The following is a 17,316-nucleotide window of genomic DNA, read 5'->3' as shown; positions in this document are numbered from 1 at the left end:
TTAAACACCGCTGTTGATTTCCGCATTAGGCTTCGCTTTCCTAGGGGCGTTTGGGGAGCCTCCTCGGAAAAGCGCCTGCGGGGTCTCCCCTAAACGCTATCTCCCTCAGGAGTCTTCGCCTATTGCTTCAATCAACAGCTAGGTTGCTGAAAAAATCAATAATATGCTTTAACAGAGCCAAAGGATAACAAAGCATTAATACACAGTTGATTTCCGTTCCAGGCGCTTCGCTTGCCTGCGGGCGGTCCGTGAGCCTCCTTGGCTTGCGCCTGTGGGGTCTCACCTGTCCCTTCCTCCCCGCGGCCGTCTTCGCGCCTTACACTCCAATCAACAAAGGGCTTCATTGAACGAGGGGTATATGGAAAGTATCTACCCGAGTTAATTGAATAAGCAAGAACGTACCTTTTACGAAATTTTCTAGCTGTGAATTGGAGCAAATGGCGGAGACTCCAGCTGGGGAGTAACGGTAGGTTGAGACCCCGCAGCGCAGCGAGGAGGCACAAGCACCGTCCCGCGGAAATCGAAGCCATTTGAGTAAAGGAACAGCGGTGGTTAACCAATATATAAAGTTTTACTGTTTAATTTCTTACTTTGTAAACTCCAAAAATAACTGATTAACCTTTTTAGCAGTTTCGTGTCCGGTAATCTTCGCAACTTCCTTCATTAATTGAATTCTCTCAGACGTGTTAAATACATTCACTTTTTTGGAATTTAAAAGAGCAGATACCTTCTTTGCCTGGTCCGATGTCAAGGAGATGTTATACTCCCCGCTATACTTCATCAATTCTTCTGCTGTAATGTTGTGAAGCTTCTTATTGACGATTTGCTGATAAATGTTCATCATATTATCCCTCCCAATTTAGCCTATGTTGGAAAAACAAAAAGGCTACCTTTACGAAATAATATGACAACTGTTGGGAAATTATTGTATAATTAAAATATTCCATTAACAAATGATATTTAAAGGTAACGAGGGGGAGTCACCTTGTCGTTTATAATAGATAAAAAAGAACAAGATATTTTTCAATATTTAAGTTCAGACCTAAGGCTTATCCTGAATGCGAATGGCTTTATTGAAGAATGGAATGAGAGAGCCAGCACATTTCTATCAGTGTTGGAAGAGAATCGTTCTTTTTTTCTTAGCTTCCCATCAAGCTACCGCCAAGAGGTCTATACATATTTGAAGGACATTTCCGATTCGGATGGGAAAGAAATTAAGAGGATTTTATTTCACCGGATAAACGGTAATTTCTATGAAGTCGTTTATACAGGAATTCTTTCTGGAGAACGTATCTATCTGTCAGGACATGTAATTGAAAATAAGGATAGTTCCGTTGTCTTACCACTTCATTATGGAACGATTGAACAATCATTAAAGGTCAATGAATTTATGACTAACTCATTGGATATTGCTATTTTAGTCCTTTCTAAAGGCGGTATGATAGAATACATCAACAACCGATGCTTAAAATTGTTGGAACTTGATGTTGGTGAAGACTATATAAACCTTGAGTTCGATGATTTATTGACTCCTGTCTTTCTGAAGGATAAGTTATATGAGATTTACGAAGAGGTCATCCATCATAAGAAGTTCAAAGAAAGAATTTGCTATGACGATGAAGTGTTATACCAGATTCAAGGTATTTTATTTGAACGTTCGGAGAAAGTATTCTTTATCATCCATGACCGCTCCTATCAGCAGAAATTTGAAAACCTTCTAGTTTATAAACAACAGATGGAATCTGTCTCACAAATCTCTGCAGGGATGGCGCATGAATTGAGAAATCCTTTATCCGTTATCAAGGGGTTCATTCAACTCTCCCAAATCACGAACAATTGGAGTAAATATTACGATACCATCATGGCAGAAATCAATCGAATGAATTCAATTATCGAGGACTTTTTATCGGTTTCCAGAAAAAAAGTGAAAAAGCAGCTTATCCAGCCACAATACATCTTTCAGTCCTTGGTTTATATTTTTCAATCAGAATGTTTATTACATAATATAGATTTCGATTTTGAAATTGATGAAGTGGAAGAGCAGGTATTGGTCAATGAGGCAATGATCAAACAAGTAATGCTGAATTTCTTACGGAATGCGATTGAAGCATACGCACCGGAACAGAAAAACAAATTGTTTCTTTTGCGAGCCAAAAAATCGGATACCTTTTACGAAATTACGGTGATAGATAACGGAAAAGGCATGGCCGAAGATGTGTTAGATCGAATCGGTAAACCTTTCTTCACAACGAAGGAAAAGGGAAATGGCTTAGGCATTCCATTATGTAAAAAAATAATTGAAGACCATGATGGCGAGTTATTCATCGATAGCAAACTAGGAGAAGGTTCCACCTTTTGTTACCGCTTGCCGCTCATAAAGGAAAAGCCTGAATAGGGCTTTTTTTGTTGCGGCAAAACCTCTTTATTTACTTTTACTCCCACCTGTTGTATACTAATTTATTGTTATAAAATCGTAATGATTCTTATCTTTTAAGGTGTGATGAAATTGGAAAAAGTACTCGATATCAAGGGGCTATCCTATAAATATGAAAAACAAAACGTGATCGAAAATATAAATTTGAGCTTGCCAAAAGGTGCATTTCTTGGGCTTGTAGGACCTAATGGTTCAGGTAAATCAACACTTTTAAAGTGTATCCTGGGACTTTTGCGCCCTCAAAAGGGAAGCATTGAACTGTTTGGTAAAGATATTCGCAAGTTTAAGGAATGGAACAAGATCGGTTTTGTCTCCCAAAAGGCAAACAGTTTCAATTCCGGATTTCCTGCAACCGTCTTTGAAGTGGTCTCCACCGGACTTGTTTCAAAGGTTGGTCTATTGCGTTTCTTCAATAAACAACACAAAAAGCAAGTACTAGAAGCCATTCGAGCGGTAGGGATGGAAGATTTCACGGACAGAAATATTGGAGATTTATCAGGAGGACAGCAGCAGCGTGTATTTATCGCAAGGGCTTTAGTGAGTGAACCGGAACTTCTAATCCTAGATGAGCCAACAGTTGGAGTAGATATTAAAAATGTGCAAAATTTTTACTCCATGCTTTCCCACTTGAACAAAAAGCTAGGCATCACGTTAATTCTGGTCACACATGACGTGGGAACGATTACCGAAAAAGTGACACATGTGGCTTGCTTGAACAAAAATTTACATTTTCACGGTGTGACAGATGAGTTTGAAAAATTACGCACAAATGACCTTTCACAGTTTTACGGGCATGATGTGCATGTTTTAAGTCATGATCACCATCACCATGATGGAGGGCATATGTAATGATATCAGCGTTTATGCAATTTGAATTTTTAAGAAATGCATTTTATACAGGAATATTGATTGGCTTTTTGGCACCGCTATTAGGTGTTTTTGTCGTTGTAAGAAGACTTTCTCTGATTGCAGATGCCTTGAGCCATGTGACCTTGGCCGGAATTGCAGCAAGCCTGCTTGTGGAAAAGCGATACGGATTAATGGTAGGTGTGAGCCCAATCTATTTTGGAATGGCGTTTTCTGTGACTGGTGCGCTGTTTATAGAAAAATTGCGAGGAGTATATAAACATTATCAGGAGCTAGCTATCCCAATTATTTTATCTTCTGGGATTGGACTTGGAGTAATCTTTATTTCCCTTGCAGATGGCTTTAATACAGATCTATTCAATTTTTTATTCGGTAGTGTAAGTGCTGTGACAACATCTGATTTTTGGACAGTTTTTATCGTAACTATTGGCGTGCTGCTCACCATCGTTTTGTTTTATAAAGAGTTCTTTGTCCTTTCCTTTGATGAAGAGCATGCAAAGGTATCAGGAGTAAATGCACGTGTGTTTCATTTGGTTTTTATCATCATGGTAGCCCTTGTCATTGCTGCTTCTATGCGCATTGTCGGGATACTATTAGTTTCCTCTCTTATGACCTTACCTGTAGCTGCAAGCATGAGGCTAAGCAGAGGCTTTAAGCAAACAATTGTATTAGCTATCATTTTTGGGGAACTAGCAGTGATTGGTGGATTGATATCATCTTTTTATTTTGATCTTGCACCAGGAGGCACCATTGTAATCTTATCGGTACTTATATTAATTTTAACCATTATTTGGAACAAAGTAAGGGGTGTTAAAAAATGAATGTAACACAGGCGCTCACTTTAATGAAAGATAAAGGATATAAATATACAGGGAAAAGACAGGAAATGCTTGAACTGTTTGCCAAAGAAGATAAGTATTTGACTGCAAAAGATGTGTTGGATTCAATGAAAGACAATTATCCTGGTTTAAGTTTTGATACGATTTACCGTAACCTCGCTGTGTTTGTAGAATTAGAAATTTTAGAGAGTACAGAGCTTTCTGGCGAAAAACACTTCCGATTTACCTGCTCGACAAAACATCATCATCATCATTTTATCTGCATGTTGTGTGGAAAGACAAAGGAAATTGAAACTTGTCCAATGCAGGACCTTGAGGATAATTTGAAAGGTTATGACATCACTGGCCATAAATTTGAGATATATGGTAAGTGCCCGGAATGTGTCTAAAGTAACAATTTTGGGATTATCTCATATATAGTAATTACCACCCATTTTACATGTGTGCCCTCTGAAAATGGGCGGTTATACACGAAACATGTTTTAAAAGATGCGTAAGGGTGTATGAGATGACAGCGAAGAGTGGACAGCTATCCTCTTTAAAAAGAGAGGATTTTGTAGACATTATGATGATGATCCGCGATATGGGATCAAAAAGAACAGATATTAGCACAGAAGACTTTGTAAAGGCAATAGAAACCAAGCTTCTGTTGGCGATGTCTAGGTCAAAATAAAAAGGAGAGTGGATGTTAGTTTATCCACTCTCCTTTAATATTTACCTTGTAGAGCTAATCGTGTGTAGTAACGATTGTACTTTTAGGTCTGCTTCTCTCCAACTGAAGACTCTGTGTACGTTTGCAGGAATCGGTTCCCTATTGTATGGAGTATCAAATAATATGACGGGTATGTCACATTCTTCACTTATATCACAGGCATTATCATGTTTATCTTCAAAGAAGAGCTCAATGTTATGTTTTTTTACTGCAGCAATTTTATTGTGTGTACCGATTAATTCTAAATGATCGTAATCAATATCTTGCTTGGTGAACCAGTTTTGCGTGACTTCAAAAAGGTGGCTTCTGCGGGCGCTGATAAAATAAAGGTCAAATTCATCTTTCCACCGTTGCACAATTGGCTTTGCTCCTTTTGCAAGTGGGGCATCTTTATAAATAATCGGTTCCATCTCGTCCATCCATTTCCAAAAACCAGCTTCATCTAAGCCCATAAGAGGGGTCAAATCATATTGTTTCATGTCATCTAAAGTAATATTTTTATTTAGTGTTTGATTGATAAAAGGTACAAAAGTCGAAGGGCAGGTTAACGTCCCATCAATGTCAATCCCAAATCTTTTTCTCATAATTGCCTCCAGTCCTATTGCTACACTTATTTTATCATATTTTGTCCTTTTTTCTGTTCATTTCTTAGTCAATTTACTAAAGTGAAGGTAACAAAACTTAACAAAGTTTGACACCCATGAATTTGCCTTGACTTGCTCATACTAATTAATGCTCCTAACTTCTTAAGAAAGCGAGGGATACGAATGGCAAGTGAATTTGAGAAAAACGAAGAGAAACTTGACCGTTTTGATTCAGACTTGGCTTATGAAGAACCTCATGTTTCTAGAGCGAAGGGACACCGGGACTTTTTAGAAGAGCATGCAGCTGAGGTGGCTGCAGTGCCTCCTGTTGTACAATCAGATAGAAGCAGAGAACAAGAAGCAATTTTTGAAGAAGAGCGCAGTGACGTAATGGGAATGAGTGGACGAGGACTGGGGATATTAGGGTTAGCCTTATCAATCCTGTCGTTGTTCTTCCTACCAATCATTATGGGAGCTGCCGGTATTATCGTCGGCTTTATTGCCCGCAAACGTGGGGCAACTGGGTTAGGAGCATGGGCAATCGGAATCGGTATCGTTTCCATTGTTGTTGGGATCTTTGTATTACCATTGTTTTAACACCACCTAAATGGTTCATCCATTTAAAGGCAGCAAAAAAGCTTGGCACCAATTGGTGTCAAGCTTTTGCCTTTTCTTCTTCTTGTTTTGCAAAGTATTCTTCTGCAATTTTATCGATTTCTTTCTTTAATTCGTCCACCATGGTAGCTTCAGGCACTTTGCGGACAATTTCTCCTTTACGGAAAAGTAATCCCTCGTTACGTGCGCCTGCGATACCAATATCAGCTTCGCGTGCTTCACCAGGTCCGTTTACAGCGCAACCAAGTACTGCTACTTTAATTGGTGCCTTGATTGTAGAGATATATTCCTCTACTTCATTTGCAATACTGATTAAATCAATTTCAATTCGTCCACATGTAGGACAAGAAATAAGTGTTGCTGCGTTAGATGATAAGCCAAATGATTTCAATAGTTCACGTGCAACCTTTACTTCCTCCACAGGATCAGCACTTAAGGAAATACGTAATGTGTTCCCGATGCCCTTGCTTAGAATTGCTCCAAGTCCGGCAGCACTTTTGACTGTACCAGCAAAAAGGGTACCTGATTCTGTGATACCTAAATGAAGTGGATAGTCAAAAGCTTTTGCTGCTTTTTCATATGCTTCGATAGCAAGGTTCACATCAGAAGCCTTCATGGAAACAATGATATCGTAGAAATCAAGGTCTTCTAATATTTTTATGTGGTGAAGAGCACTTTCCACCATGCCGTCTGCCGTAGGGTAACCGTATTTTTCAATGATACGCTTTTCCAAAGAACCAGCATTTACACCGATACGAATCGGAATGCCTTTTTCTTTACACGCTTTTACAACGGCTTCAACTTTTTCGCGGCGCCCGATGTTACCTGGGTTAATACGGATTTTATCCGCCCCGCCTTCAATTGCTTTAAGAGCCAGTTTGTAATCAAAATGAATATCCACAACTAGCGGAATGTTAATTTGTTTTTTTATGTCAGCGATGGCATTAGCTGCGCGCTCGTCGGGACATGCCACACGGACTACCTGACAGCCTGCTTCTTCCAAGCGTTTAATTTCTGCAACCGTTGCTTCTACGTCATGTGTCTTGGTGGTTGTCATACTTTGGATAAATAGTTCGTTACTGCCGCCGATTGTGATGTCTCCAACTTTAACCGGGCGGGTTTTTGTACGATGTATTATTTCATTCACGAGTGAATCGCTCCTTTAGGAATGATCTACAGATCAAAACATCTTTCTTCATAAGAGTAGCTTGTAATGAGAGAAAAAGCTAGTATTATCCACTAACTCCCAACATATTTTAACAATCGTAACCACATCTGACAAGTGAAAAAGTTTCCTGGCTGTCAGACTAGCGGTTGATTTCCGTTCCAGGCGCTTCGCTTGCCTGTGGGCTGTCCGTGAGTCTCCTCACGCCGTTGGAGGCCGCTGAAAAAGTACTTGATATTTGATGTTTTTAAAACACCGCTGTTGATTTCCGCAAAAGGCTTCGCTTTCCGCGGGGCGACCTTGAGCCTCCTCGCTTCGCTGCGGGGTCTCAACATTGCCGCTACTCTCCCGCAGGAGTCTCCGCCTTTTGCTCCAATCACCAGCTTAAAAAAATTAAATACATGAGATGTCAGTTTTTCAGTGGCTTCTTTAATTATGGGTCTCACCTGTCCCTTCCTCCCGCGGGCGTCTACGCTCCATTCACTTCAATCAACTGGGTTGTCTATTATACATTATATAAAGTAAAAGTTTCCTGGCTGTTAGTAGACAGGAAACTTGTAGGTTTTGCCGATTTGAATTTTTTCTGGGGTGATGCCGTCGTTTAGGTTTTGGAAGTCTTCTACTAGTTGTGTGATGGAGACAGGGATTGGTTTGTTTGCAATTTTTTCTGCCACAGTGAGTACGGTATCACCAGCTTTTATTTCAACTTCTATGTAAAGGTTGTTAGTAGGTGAGGATAAGGTGGAACTTTCTGATTCTGTATCAGGGCTTGTAATCGGAACAGGAGCTGCAACAGGAGTGGCGGGCTCAGGGATGGTGCCGGATGATAAATCATAATAAATGCTGTAGATGGTAACGAGAATTAGAGCTGCAACGAATAATCGGATCATTTTTAACTTCCCCCTCAGTCAAGCATACTTAACTATATGCTTGTCCAAGAAAAAAATAACAAAAAAGCACCGACAAATTATTTAAAATTTGTCGGTGCTTTTTTATTAACTAATTGTAGTAGGCTTTTTAACTTTAACTTCCTTAATTATAAGATAGAGAATGAAAAGGGACACAGCAAAGCTTATTAATGATGAAAAAGGTAGTACCAAACTGCTTGTCTGTAAAATCGTGAAAATTATTGTTGGAAGCGTGACTGCATACGCAGCCAAGACCCATGTATGGCGATACTGTAACTTATTTCTTTTTAACACATTTTTAAGGAGTAACCCAAACAAACCTAAAATAGAAATTTGAACGAATTTAGTTGCTGTAAAGAATAGATACCCTACTACTATTAAAACTGTAATGATGATAGGAAATGCGCTTCCCACAGAATCCATGAATTGAAGCAAGTCCTCTTTAGTAACTTCTGTTCCCTGAAAATCACTTAATGGTACAAAATCGGTCTGGCCTACTCCTTTAAAAATTATTTCCTTTGACTGGATGGCTACAACATCTCCGTAAGAGCTGATCTTATTTAACGATAACTCATTTTCAGGGTCCAAGATAATAGTGAACCCTTCTTCATCTACAATGAAAGGTTCCTCTACATCTGCAAAAAATTCTCCGTCCTTGATATAAAAGTCGGGTGTTTCGTTTTGTAGAAATTCCTCTGTACTATTAACTAAATTCACTGCACTAGTTCCAAAAGTGATAAACATGGGAATAGAAGATATAAGAACAAGAAAAAATACGTACAGGATGGTTTTACCTATTCCTTGAAAGCGAAAGGAGGCCATTGCTTTCGGGGAATACAAGCTCTTTACAAATTGAGAGAAAATATTCAATTCCTATCAGTCCTTTTAAAGTAATATATCCATTTCATGTTATCTTAAATTGGGTAAGGGAACAATATATAATTGCGTAACAGTCACTAATGTAAATTTCAAGTTACGGTTTGTAAAGATAATGTAAATTTATTATGAAGGGTATTTACATTAGAATCATATTAGGTTAATAATTGTATTTGGTTTTGTAGATTTTTGTCGATACTATATTGTTTTTGATTAAGGGGTTGAATGTATTGGACTTGGATGTTCAGAAGTTAATTTTTGAATTTATTGGTGGTCTGGGTATTTTCCTTTTCGGGATTAAATACATGGGTGACGGACTGCAGAAATCAGCTGGTGATAAGCTAAGAGATATCTTAGATCGTTTTACAACTAATCCGTTAATGGGTGTATTTGCGGGTATCCTTGTAACGGTCCTTATTCAATCTAGCTCAGGAACCACGGCACTTACAGTAGGTTTGGTTAGTGCAGGATTCATGACCTTACGCCAAGCGATTGGTGTCATTATGGGTGCAAACGTCGGTACTACTGTAACAGCATTCATCATTGGTATTAAAATTGATGAGTATGCCTTGCCAATCATTGCAGCAGGTGCAATCTTGTTATTCTTCTTTAAAAACCAGAAAATCCAGTACTTAGGTCAGATTGTCTTTGGTTTTGGTACATTATTCTATGGTTTGAAAATCATGGGAGGTGGACTTAAACCACTAAGAGAGTTGCCGGCTTTCATTGATTTAACGGTAACCATGAGTGATAACCCAATACTTGGGGTAGTAGTCGGAACGGTATTTACCGTTATTGTTCAGAGTTCAAGTGCTACTGTAGGGATTTTGCAAGAACTTTACGGACAAGGTGCGATGGATCTTAGAGCTGCATTACCGGTACTTTTTGGAGACAATATTGGTACAACGATTACAGCAGTTCTAGCTGCTCTTGGGGCAAGCGTTGCTGCAAGACGTGCTGCTTTATCACATGTAATGTTTAATGTCTTAGGAACAGCAATTGTTTTGATATTGTTGATTCCTTTCCAAATGTATGTAGAGTTTCTACAGCAAATGTTAGACCTAAATCCAGAAATGACCATTGCATTTGCACACGGTTCATTTAATATTGCCAACGTGATTATTCAGTTGCCGTTCATTGGATTACTGGCTTTAGTTGTTACTAAAATCATTCCTGGTGAGGATAGCTTTGTAGAATATAAACCAAAGCATTTAGATCCTATTTTTATTGAACAATCACCATCATTGGCACTTGGACAAGCAAAAGAAGAAGTTCTTCGCATGGGTGAATATTCTGTGGTTGGACTTGAATCTACTCACGAGTATTTAAAGACTGGCGTAACGAAGTACTCCGAACAAGCATATCAAGTGGAAGAAGCAATCAATAACCTTGATAGAAAAATTACTGACTATCTTGTAAAGTTATCTTCAAGTTCTTTATCAGATAATGAGTCAGAAGAACATTCTGTATTAATGGATACAGTAAGAGATATCGAAAGAATCGGTGACCACTTCGAGAACATCGTCGAATTAGTCGATTATCAAATTGCAAACAAGGTAGAGTTAACAGAAGCTGCTGAGAAGGATTTAGAGGAAATGTTCTCACTAACAGTTTCCACAGTAAAAGAATCCATTGAAGCACTTCGTACAAATGATAAAACACTTGCAAATGATGTTCGTATGAAAGAAGATCAGATTGACAAAATGGAGCGCTCACTTCGTAAGAAACATATCTTACGTATGAATGAGGGATTATGCTCCGGTCAAGCTGGAATTGTGTTTGTGGATATTATCAGTAACCTTGAGCGTATCGGGGATCATGCTGTAAATATCGCAGAGGCAGTATTAGGCGAAGATCACGAAACTTTATAATAGGTAAGAACGTATAATTAAACCAGACTCTTATGGGTCTGGTTTTTTTAAAATTTATGAAAGAGGGTTTTGAAGTGGAAATCGTATATTGGGCAATAATTATTGCATTATTTGTCATCGCTTTCGTTGGACTGGTCTATCCCATCATTCCAAGTGTGCTATTTTTAGTAGGTGGATTTCTCCTTTATGGAGTATTTTTCTCTTTTGAAGAGCTGACTTTTATATTCTGGACGATTACCGTATTATTTGTCATTTTGCTATTTGTCGCGGACTACTTTGCAAACCTTTTAGGTGTTAAAAAGTTTGGCGGAAGCAACGCATCTATCTGGGGAAGTACCATTGGATTGTTGGTTGGCCCGTTTGTGATTCCAATAGCAGGGATCATTCTTGGGCCATTTTTGGGAGCAGTCATTGGTGAACTGATGTTTAATAGAAATGGATTAAAAGCCTCAATGAAAGCAGGATTCGGTTCTGTTGTTGGTCTCTTCAGCAGTGCATTGGTGAAGGGGATTATCCAGGGGATTATGATCATTGTGTTCTTTATTTTCATTTAAACAAGGTTATACTAGAAGTGTTTAAAGAGGATACATTTGTGCTATAGCAATAATAGGTGCGAAAAAGGAGTGAATGACTTGAAAACGATTGGAGTTTTAACAAGTGGCGGAGATTCGCCTGGAATGAATGCGGCTGTAAGGGCTGTAGTAAGAAAAGCAATATACCACAACTTAAATGTATATGGTATCTATCAAGGGTATGCAGGACTTATGGCTGGCAATATAAAAAAATTGGAGCTTGGGTCTGTTGGAGATATTATCCATCGTGGCGGTACCGTTTTATATACAGCAAGGAGTGAAGAATTCAAAACCCTTGAAGGGCAACAAAAAGGGATAGAACAGTTGAAGAAACATGGAATTGAAGGGCTTGTGGTCATTGGAGGAGATGGGTCTTACCGTGGCGCACAAAAGCTAACAGAACATGGCTTTCCATGTATCGGCTTGCCTGGAACCATTGACAATGATATTGCTGGAACGGATTATACAATCGGATTTAATACAGCACTTCACACAGTAATTGACGCCATCGATAAAATACGAGATACTGCAACTTCTCATGAACGTACATTTATTATTGAAGTGATGGGCCGCCATGCAGGAGATATCGCTTTATGGGCGGGTCTTGCAGGTGGAGCAGAGACCATTATCATACCTGAGATAGGATTTAAACTTGAAGATGTTGTAGGACGAATAAAGAGTGGGCAAAAACGAGGCAAAAAACATACGATCATTGTCCTTGCAGAGGGCGTTAGCAGTGGAATGGATTTTGCTAAACTGATTGAAAAAGAAACACAATTAGAAACGCGGGTGTCGGTTCTTGGACATATTCAAAGAGGAGGAACACCCACTGCATTTGACCGTGTCCTATCAAGCCGTCTAGGCGGACGAGCTGTGGAGTTATTAATGGAAGGAAAAGCAGGTAGAGCAGTGGGGATGGAAAAAAATCAGATTGTTGATTATTCCTTTGATGAAGTATTCTCCATGCCCCATAAGATAGATGAAAGTATGTATCGCTTGTCCCAAGAGTTATCCATTTAATAGTTAATAATTATTTTAAGGAAGGCAAGCAGATTAATTGAAAGATTGTACAAGTTTTGGTAATCTGAAACTAACGGATCAAAAGGGTCATGCTTTTTTGGTTCAATTTTTATTACATAACAATTAGGAGGAGATAATTATGGCATACGAACTACCACAATTACCTTATGCATACGACGCATTGGAGCCTCACATCGACAAAGAAACAATGAACATTCACCACACAAAGCATCACAATACTTACGTAACAGGTATTAACGCTGCACTTGAAGGACAAGCAGAACTTCAAGGTAAAAGTGTAGAGGAGCTAATTTCCAACATGGATGCAGTTCCTGAAAACATCAAAACAGCTGTTCGCAACCACGGTGGTGGACACGCGAACCACAGTCTTTTCTGGAACATCCTAACTCCAGGTGGCGCTACTTCTCCAAACGGTGAATTGGCTGACGCTTTAACTAGCAAATTTGGTAGCTTTGACAACTTCAAAGACGAGTTTGCAAAAGCTGCAGCTACTCGTTTCGGTTCTGGTTGGGCTTGGTTAGTAGTAAACAATGGTGAACTTGAAATTACAAGCACGCCAAACCAAGACTCTCCATTAATGGAAGGTAAGACTCCTGTTCTTGGCCTTGACGTATGGGAGCACGCTTACTACCTAAACTACCAAAACCGCCGTCCTGACTACATCAACGCATTCTTCAACGTAATCAACTGGGATGTAGTAGGAAAACTTTACAACGAAGCAAAATAAATAATGCACAAAAAACTCTCATCCCTAATTGGATGGGAGTTTTTATTTTTTTACGTGTTCTATAGCTGTTGATTGGAGCAAAAGGCGTAGACTCCTGAGGGAGATAGCGCTAGGTGGAGACCCCGCAGGCGAAGCCGAGGAGGCTTCAGCAGCGCCCCTAGGAAAGCGAAGCCATTTGCGGAAATCAACAGCGGAGTTAAAGAATGTCTTCAAGATGTTCAAAAATCAAAGTACATAACTCCCACTCCTTTAAGCCACAATAAACGTAGATAAAGGAGCGGGGTAATAATGGCAGCACTCAAAAAACTAATCGGCGATGTCGAAGTAAACAAAGACCTGATGCTACTCTTAATCATCGGTGGACTTTATTCTCTCAGCATTGCTCTATCCAATACATTCGTAAATGTGTACCTCTGGAAGCAATCAGGCGAATTCAGTGACCTAGGCTTCTACAATTTAGCAATAGTCATTTTTCAGCCATTAACATTTATATTGGCAGGTAGATGGGCCAAAAAAATCGATCGTGTCATTGTGCTACGTTTAGGAGTCGTATTCTTAGCACTTTTTTATTTGTTTGTTTTGTTCATTGGTGACAAGGCCTCCACCTATTTATTGCTTTTAGGTGCACTGCTTGGCATAGGATATGGTTTCTACTGGCTTGCTTTTAACGTATTGACTTTTGAAATTACAGAGCCTGAAACTAGGGATTTTTTTAATGGATTTTTGGGGATATTGACTTCAGTCGGTGGAATGATTGGACCCTTTGCGGCCGGCTATATTATCTCTACATTAGAAAAGTTTACAGGTTACACGGTAATCTTCACTATCTCCCTCATTCTTTTTTTTGCTGCAGTAATCTTAAGCCTATTTTTAAAAAGGCGCGGGGCGGAAGGAAGCTTCGAACTAAGGCGTATTTTACAGGAAAGAAAAAATAATGAGAACTGGGGATACATAACGAATGCACACTTTTTTCAAGGTTTACGTGAAGGTACTTTCCTTTTTGCAGTTTCTGTATTGGTATTTATTACAACGAACAGTGAATTGGCACTAGGAACGTTCGGATTGTTAAACTCAGCTGTGGCATTTGTCTGTTACTATCTGGCCACGAGGCTTATTAAGAAAGAGTTCAGGAAGAAAGCAATCCTCCTAGGAGGACTAATATTGTATGGAGCGATTTTCTTTCTTATCTTTGAATTAACTTACGTCAAGTTGCTCATGTACGCAGTAACCATCGCAATAGCCTATCCGTTGTTGTTAGTTCCATATGTATCCTTGACCTATGATGTGATTGGAAGAGGGTGGAAAGCAGCAGAGATGCGCATTGAATATATTGTTGTCAGGGAAATTTTCTTAAATATAGGGCGTATTACTTCTATTATCTTGTTTTTGATTGCGGTAATCTTTTTTGATACGCAAAAGAGTATTCCAATCCTTTTGGGCGTGATTGGTGCAGGACACGCATTAATCTATCCATTCATCCGTAAAGTAGAATTAGAACCCATGCCTTCTCCAAAGGAAGAACCACATCCAATTGTGACAACTTTGCGAGACGGTGAGGGAGAATCAACTCCTTAAAAGGGATTTAATAATAGAAATTTATTATGATTTCCTATACAATAGATAAAGACACAGACACCTATACAGACTAACGTAGGTGTCTCTTACTTTTTATAAACAAGTTGCTTATATTAGCCACTCGAAATAATTAATGAAAAGGTGTAAAGGATGACAAATCAAAAGCAAAAAAAGAAAAAGAAGAATTACGTCCCGTCGCGCTTAAACCTTTTGTTTTTTGCGGTTTTTTTACTGTTCTCAGCCCTCATTCTAAGACTAGGATTTGTCCAAATCGTTTTTGGGGAAGATTACCGGAAAGAGGTAGATCGAACCGAAAACGTGACGGTAAATACTTTGGTACCTAGAGGGAAAATATATGATCGCAATGGCAATGTTGTAGTGGATAACACACCATTAAATGCTATTACATATACCCGCATGCAATCAACAAGCCCAAATGAACAACTAGAGGTAGCAAAAAAACTTTCTAAAATTATTTCAATGGACACTACAAAGATTCAGGAAAGAGATAGGAAAGATTATTGGATTCTGACTCGTCCTGAAGAAGCGGCAAAGCTGATAACGGAAGAAGACCGGAAAAAAGTTGCCGATGGTGATATGGAAGAAAGGGAGTTATATGATCTCCAGTTAGATAGAATTACGAAAGAGCAATTAGCTGAAATAACTGAAGATGAAGAAGAGGTTCTGGCAATCTTCCGTGAGTTTAATAAAGGGTATGCCCTTACCCCACAGATTGTTAAGAACCAAGATGTAACAGCGAAGGAATTTGCTATGGTTAGTGAAATGCTGACCGATTTGCCTGGTGTGGATATTACAACGGACTTTATCCGATCTTATGCCTATGGCTCAACCCTCGATTCTGTTTTTGGTAATGTTTCAACATCAGAGACTGGGATTCCAAGTGAGAAGGTAGATGAATTCCTTGCCCGTGGATATAGTCGAAATGATCGAATTGGCACTTCACAACTTGAAGCTCAATACGAAAATGTTTTACAGGGTCAAAAGGCAAGAGTTCGCAATGTGACTGACACTGGCGGAAATTTACTTCATCAAGAAAAAGTTTATGATGGGCAACGTGGGAAAGATTTGATTTTATCAATAGATATGGAATTCCAGCAGAAAGTGGAAGAGGTATTAATTGAAGAGATGCTACAAACGCGAGCAAATCCAAGCGCCAAGGCAAGATTTCTAGACCGCGCTTTTGTCGTTGTAATGAACCCTAAAACTGGTGAAGTCCTTTCTCTTGCAGGAAAGCAATTAATCCGGGATGAAGAAGATGGCCAATTAAAAATTTATGACAATGCTTTAGGCGCCATCCAAGAAGCGTATGAACCTGGTTCAACAGTTAAGGGAGCCTCTGTACTAGCTGGTTATCAGCACGGTGTCATCCAGCCGGGTTCCTACCTGTATGATTCCCCATTATATATTGGACGGGGGTCAGATGCTTTAAGAAAGGCTTCCTATACAAATATGGGAAGTATAAATGATTTAACAGCACTTGAAAGGTCTTCCAACGTATATATGTTCAGAATAGCTATGGCTATTGCTGGTGCAAATTACTCGCCAAAACAACCGTTGTTCATACCACCAAACGCTTTTGATACATTTAGGTCCTATCTAGCTCAATTCGGTTTAGGAGTAGAAACAGGTATTGACCTTCCTCGAGAATCTGCGGGTTTTGAAGGAACAGAGACAAGATACCCTGGTCTTTTTCTAGATTTATCAATTGGACAGTATGATACTTACACCACGCTTCAATTGGCACAATACGTATCTACTATCGCCAATGGCGGGTATAGAATGAAGCCGCAATTAGTTAGAGAGATAAGAGAGCCCAATAATGGAGAAGAGCTTGGGCGTGTAGTTGAACCTTTCGAACCTCAAGTATTAAATAGAGTAGACATGACAGATAGACAAATTGAACAGGTGCAAAATGGATTTATCAGGGTTTATCATGGATCAAGAGGAACAGCAAGCAGCTCTAAAATGAAACAGTATAAGCCTGCTGGAAAATCGGGTACAGCTGAGTCTAGGTATCAAGAGATTCTTCCTAATGGAGAAAAGCGTTACCATGACACACTAAACTTTAACCTAGTAGGTTATGCACCTTATGATAATCCTGAAATTGCTTATGCTATTATGGTGCCATATGCATCTACGGACTTTAGCGTAACAGGCGGAATTAGTACTCGTATTGGTGATGCGGTTATGGATGCTTACTTTAGTCTAAAGAAAGAACGTGCTATGGGAGAAAAATCGGAAGAAAATCAAGAACAAACAGAAGAAGTAGAAGAGCAGAATAATGAAGAAGATACAGAGTAATAGTAAAAAAGCACTCCAAATCGGGGTGCTTTTTTGTGTCCTAATGCCCCTTTATTTATTTTGCAATAGCAAACATACACTAAATTCCTCCATTATTCCCGATAAAACTACAGAAAAAACGACATTTACAAAACCTTTACACTTGATTCATACGTAGTTAACACACAAGTTATATTCTATTATTCGTAGGGCAAGATAAACACAGAAA

At 39.1% G+C, this 17,316-nt stretch carries 17 protein-coding genes; 12 read left to right on the top strand and 5 right to left on the bottom strand.

Going from position 1 to position 17,316, the window contains the following annotated elements; genetic code table 11:
- Positions 1–586: 586 nt before the first annotated feature.
- Complete coding sequence (locus HC179_RS09695) at positions 587–844, bottom strand: DUF2624 domain-containing protein (RefSeq protein WP_240948504.1); 258 nt, start codon at positions 842–844, stop codon at positions 587–589.
- A gap of 141 nt (positions 845–985) precedes the next feature.
- Here HC179_RS09695 and HC179_RS09690 point away from each other — a divergent pair, with 141 nt between their 5' ends.
- From HC179_RS09690 to HC179_RS09670, 5 genes are all read left to right on the top strand, one after another.
- Positions 986–2,395: an ATP-binding protein gene (locus HC179_RS09690; protein WP_168864146.1), complete on the top strand. Its 1,410-nt coding sequence runs from the start codon at positions 986–988 to the stop codon at positions 2,393–2,395.
- Between the two features lie 105 nt (positions 2,396–2,500).
- Positions 2,501–3,283, top strand: coding sequence for a metal ABC transporter ATP-binding protein (locus tag HC179_RS09685; protein ID WP_168864145.1), 783 nt, complete (start codon positions 2,501–2,503; stop codon positions 3,281–3,283).
- Positions 3,283–4,122 (top strand): metal ABC transporter permease, encoded by an 840-nt coding sequence (locus HC179_RS09680; protein ID WP_168864144.1) that lies wholly within the window; start codon positions 3,283–3,285, stop codon positions 4,120–4,122. The genes HC179_RS09685 and HC179_RS09680 overlap by 1 nt, the downstream gene beginning before the upstream one ends.
- Positions 4,119–4,529: a Fur family transcriptional regulator gene (locus HC179_RS09675; RefSeq protein WP_168864143.1), complete on the top strand. Its 411-nt coding sequence runs from the start codon at positions 4,119–4,121 to the stop codon at positions 4,527–4,529. Before HC179_RS09680 ends, HC179_RS09675 begins: the two co-directional genes overlap by 4 nt.
- A gap of 119 nt (positions 4,530–4,648) precedes the next feature.
- The gene (locus HC179_RS09670) at positions 4,649–4,813 is read left to right on the top strand and encodes a hypothetical protein (protein WP_168864142.1); all 165 of its coding nucleotides are present in this window, start codon (positions 4,649–4,651) and stop codon (positions 4,811–4,813) included.
- 41 nt (positions 4,814–4,854) lie between these two features.
- Here the strand turns inward: HC179_RS09670 and HC179_RS09665 are convergent, their stop codons facing one another.
- Positions 4,855–5,436 carry a hypothetical protein gene (locus tag HC179_RS09665; RefSeq protein WP_205825278.1) on the bottom strand — a complete coding sequence of 194 codons (582 nt, stop codon included), beginning with the start codon at positions 5,434–5,436 and terminating at the stop codon, positions 4,855–4,857.
- A gap of 183 nt (positions 5,437–5,619) precedes the next feature.
- Here HC179_RS09665 and HC179_RS09660 point away from each other — a divergent pair, with 183 nt between their 5' ends.
- The gene (locus HC179_RS09660; RefSeq protein ID WP_168864141.1) at positions 5,620–6,033 is read left to right on the top strand and encodes a DUF4190 domain-containing protein; all 414 of its coding nucleotides are present in this window, start codon (positions 5,620–5,622) and stop codon (positions 6,031–6,033) included.
- Positions 6,034–6,091: 58 nt separating this feature from the next.
- On the opposite strand, the gene ispG is transcribed toward HC179_RS09660, so the two are convergent.
- The 3 genes from ispG to HC179_RS09645 form a co-directional block, all read right to left on the bottom strand.
- Positions 6,092–7,198: a flavodoxin-dependent (E)-4-hydroxy-3-methylbut-2-enyl-diphosphate synthase gene (gene ispG, locus HC179_RS09655; RefSeq protein WP_168864140.1), complete on the bottom strand. Its 1,107-nt coding sequence runs from the start codon at positions 7,196–7,198 to the stop codon at positions 6,092–6,094.
- Positions 7,199–7,755: 557 nt separating this feature from the next.
- Positions 7,756–8,106: a hypothetical protein gene (locus HC179_RS09650; RefSeq protein ID WP_168864139.1), complete on the bottom strand. Its 351-nt coding sequence runs from the start codon at positions 8,104–8,106 to the stop codon at positions 7,756–7,758.
- A gap of 105 nt (positions 8,107–8,211) precedes the next feature.
- Positions 8,212–8,994, bottom strand: coding sequence for a DUF1189 domain-containing protein (locus tag HC179_RS09645; protein WP_168864138.1), 783 nt, complete (start codon positions 8,992–8,994; stop codon positions 8,212–8,214).
- A gap of 236 nt (positions 8,995–9,230) precedes the next feature.
- Between HC179_RS09645 and HC179_RS09640 the strand changes: the two genes are divergently transcribed.
- The 6 genes from HC179_RS09640 (at position 9,231) to HC179_RS09615 (ending at position 17,108) form a co-directional block, all read left to right on the top strand.
- Positions 9,231–10,871: a Na/Pi cotransporter family protein gene (locus tag HC179_RS09640; RefSeq protein WP_168864137.1), complete on the top strand. Its 1,641-nt coding sequence runs from the start codon at positions 9,231–9,233 to the stop codon at positions 10,869–10,871.
- 74 nt (positions 10,872–10,945) lie between these two features.
- Positions 10,946–11,425 (top strand): DUF456 family protein, encoded by a 480-nt coding sequence (locus HC179_RS09635; RefSeq protein WP_168864136.1) that lies wholly within the window; start codon positions 10,946–10,948, stop codon positions 11,423–11,425.
- 78 nt (positions 11,426–11,503) lie between these two features.
- Positions 11,504–12,463, top strand: coding sequence for a 6-phosphofructokinase (gene pfkA / locus HC179_RS09630; protein ID WP_168864135.1), 960 nt, complete (start codon positions 11,504–11,506; stop codon positions 12,461–12,463).
- A gap of 139 nt (positions 12,464–12,602) precedes the next feature.
- Positions 12,603–13,211 carry a superoxide dismutase gene (locus tag HC179_RS09625; RefSeq protein ID WP_148987616.1) on the top strand — a complete coding sequence of 203 codons (609 nt, stop codon included), beginning with the start codon at positions 12,603–12,605 and terminating at the stop codon, positions 13,209–13,211.
- A gap of 288 nt (positions 13,212–13,499) precedes the next feature.
- Complete coding sequence (locus tag HC179_RS09620; RefSeq protein ID WP_168864134.1) at positions 13,500–14,786, top strand: MFS transporter; 1,287 nt, start codon at positions 13,500–13,502, stop codon at positions 14,784–14,786.
- A gap of 150 nt (positions 14,787–14,936) precedes the next feature.
- A complete protein-coding gene (locus HC179_RS09615) occupies positions 14,937–17,108 on the top strand; it encodes a peptidoglycan D,D-transpeptidase FtsI family protein (RefSeq protein ID WP_168864133.1) in 2,172 nt (723 codons plus the stop codon).
- The last annotated feature ends 208 nt before the right edge of the window (positions 17,109–17,316 follow it).

The organism is Bacillus sp. RO1, assembly GCF_012524115.1.
GTDB lineage: Bacteria > Bacillota > Bacilli > Bacillales > Bacillaceae_I > Sutcliffiella_A.
Note: the sequence above shows the minus strand (reverse complement) of the source record. Positions and strands in the feature narration are given on the sequence as shown.

Excerpts from the sequence above, each read along its gene's own strand:
- HC179_RS09660 (WP_168864141.1), top strand. The coding sequence starts at position 5,620 with ATGGCAAGTGAATTTGAGAAAAACGAAGAGAAACTTGACCGTTTTGAT.
- HC179_RS09695 (WP_240948504.1), bottom strand. The coding sequence starts at position 844 with ATGATGAACATTTATCAGCAAATCGTCAATAAGAAGCTTCACAACATT.
- HC179_RS09625 (WP_148987616.1), top strand. The coding sequence starts at position 12,603 with ATGGCATACGAACTACCACAATTACCTTATGCATACGACGCATTGGAG.
- HC179_RS09620 (WP_168864134.1), top strand. The coding sequence starts at position 13,500 with ATGGCAGCACTCAAAAAACTAATCGGCGATGTCGAAGTAAACAAAGAC.
- HC179_RS09650 (WP_168864139.1), bottom strand. The coding sequence starts at position 8,106 with ATGATCCGATTATTCGTTGCAGCTCTAATTCTCGTTACCATCTACAGC.
- HC179_RS09670 (WP_168864142.1), top strand. The coding sequence starts at position 4,649 with ATGACAGCGAAGAGTGGACAGCTATCCTCTTTAAAAAGAGAGGATTTT.
- HC179_RS09615 (WP_168864133.1), top strand. The coding sequence starts at position 14,937 with ATGACAAATCAAAAGCAAAAAAAGAAAAAGAAGAATTACGTCCCGTCG.
- HC179_RS09685 (WP_168864145.1), top strand. The coding sequence starts at position 2,501 with ATGAAATTGGAAAAAGTACTCGATATCAAGGGGCTATCCTATAAATAT.
- HC179_RS09675 (WP_168864143.1), top strand. The coding sequence starts at position 4,119 with ATGAATGTAACACAGGCGCTCACTTTAATGAAAGATAAAGGATATAAA.
- HC179_RS09665 (WP_205825278.1), bottom strand. The coding sequence starts at position 5,436 with ATGAGAAAAAGATTTGGGATTGACATTGATGGGACGTTAACCTGCCCT.
- HC179_RS09680 (WP_168864144.1), top strand. The coding sequence starts at position 3,283 with ATGATATCAGCGTTTATGCAATTTGAATTTTTAAGAAATGCATTTTAT.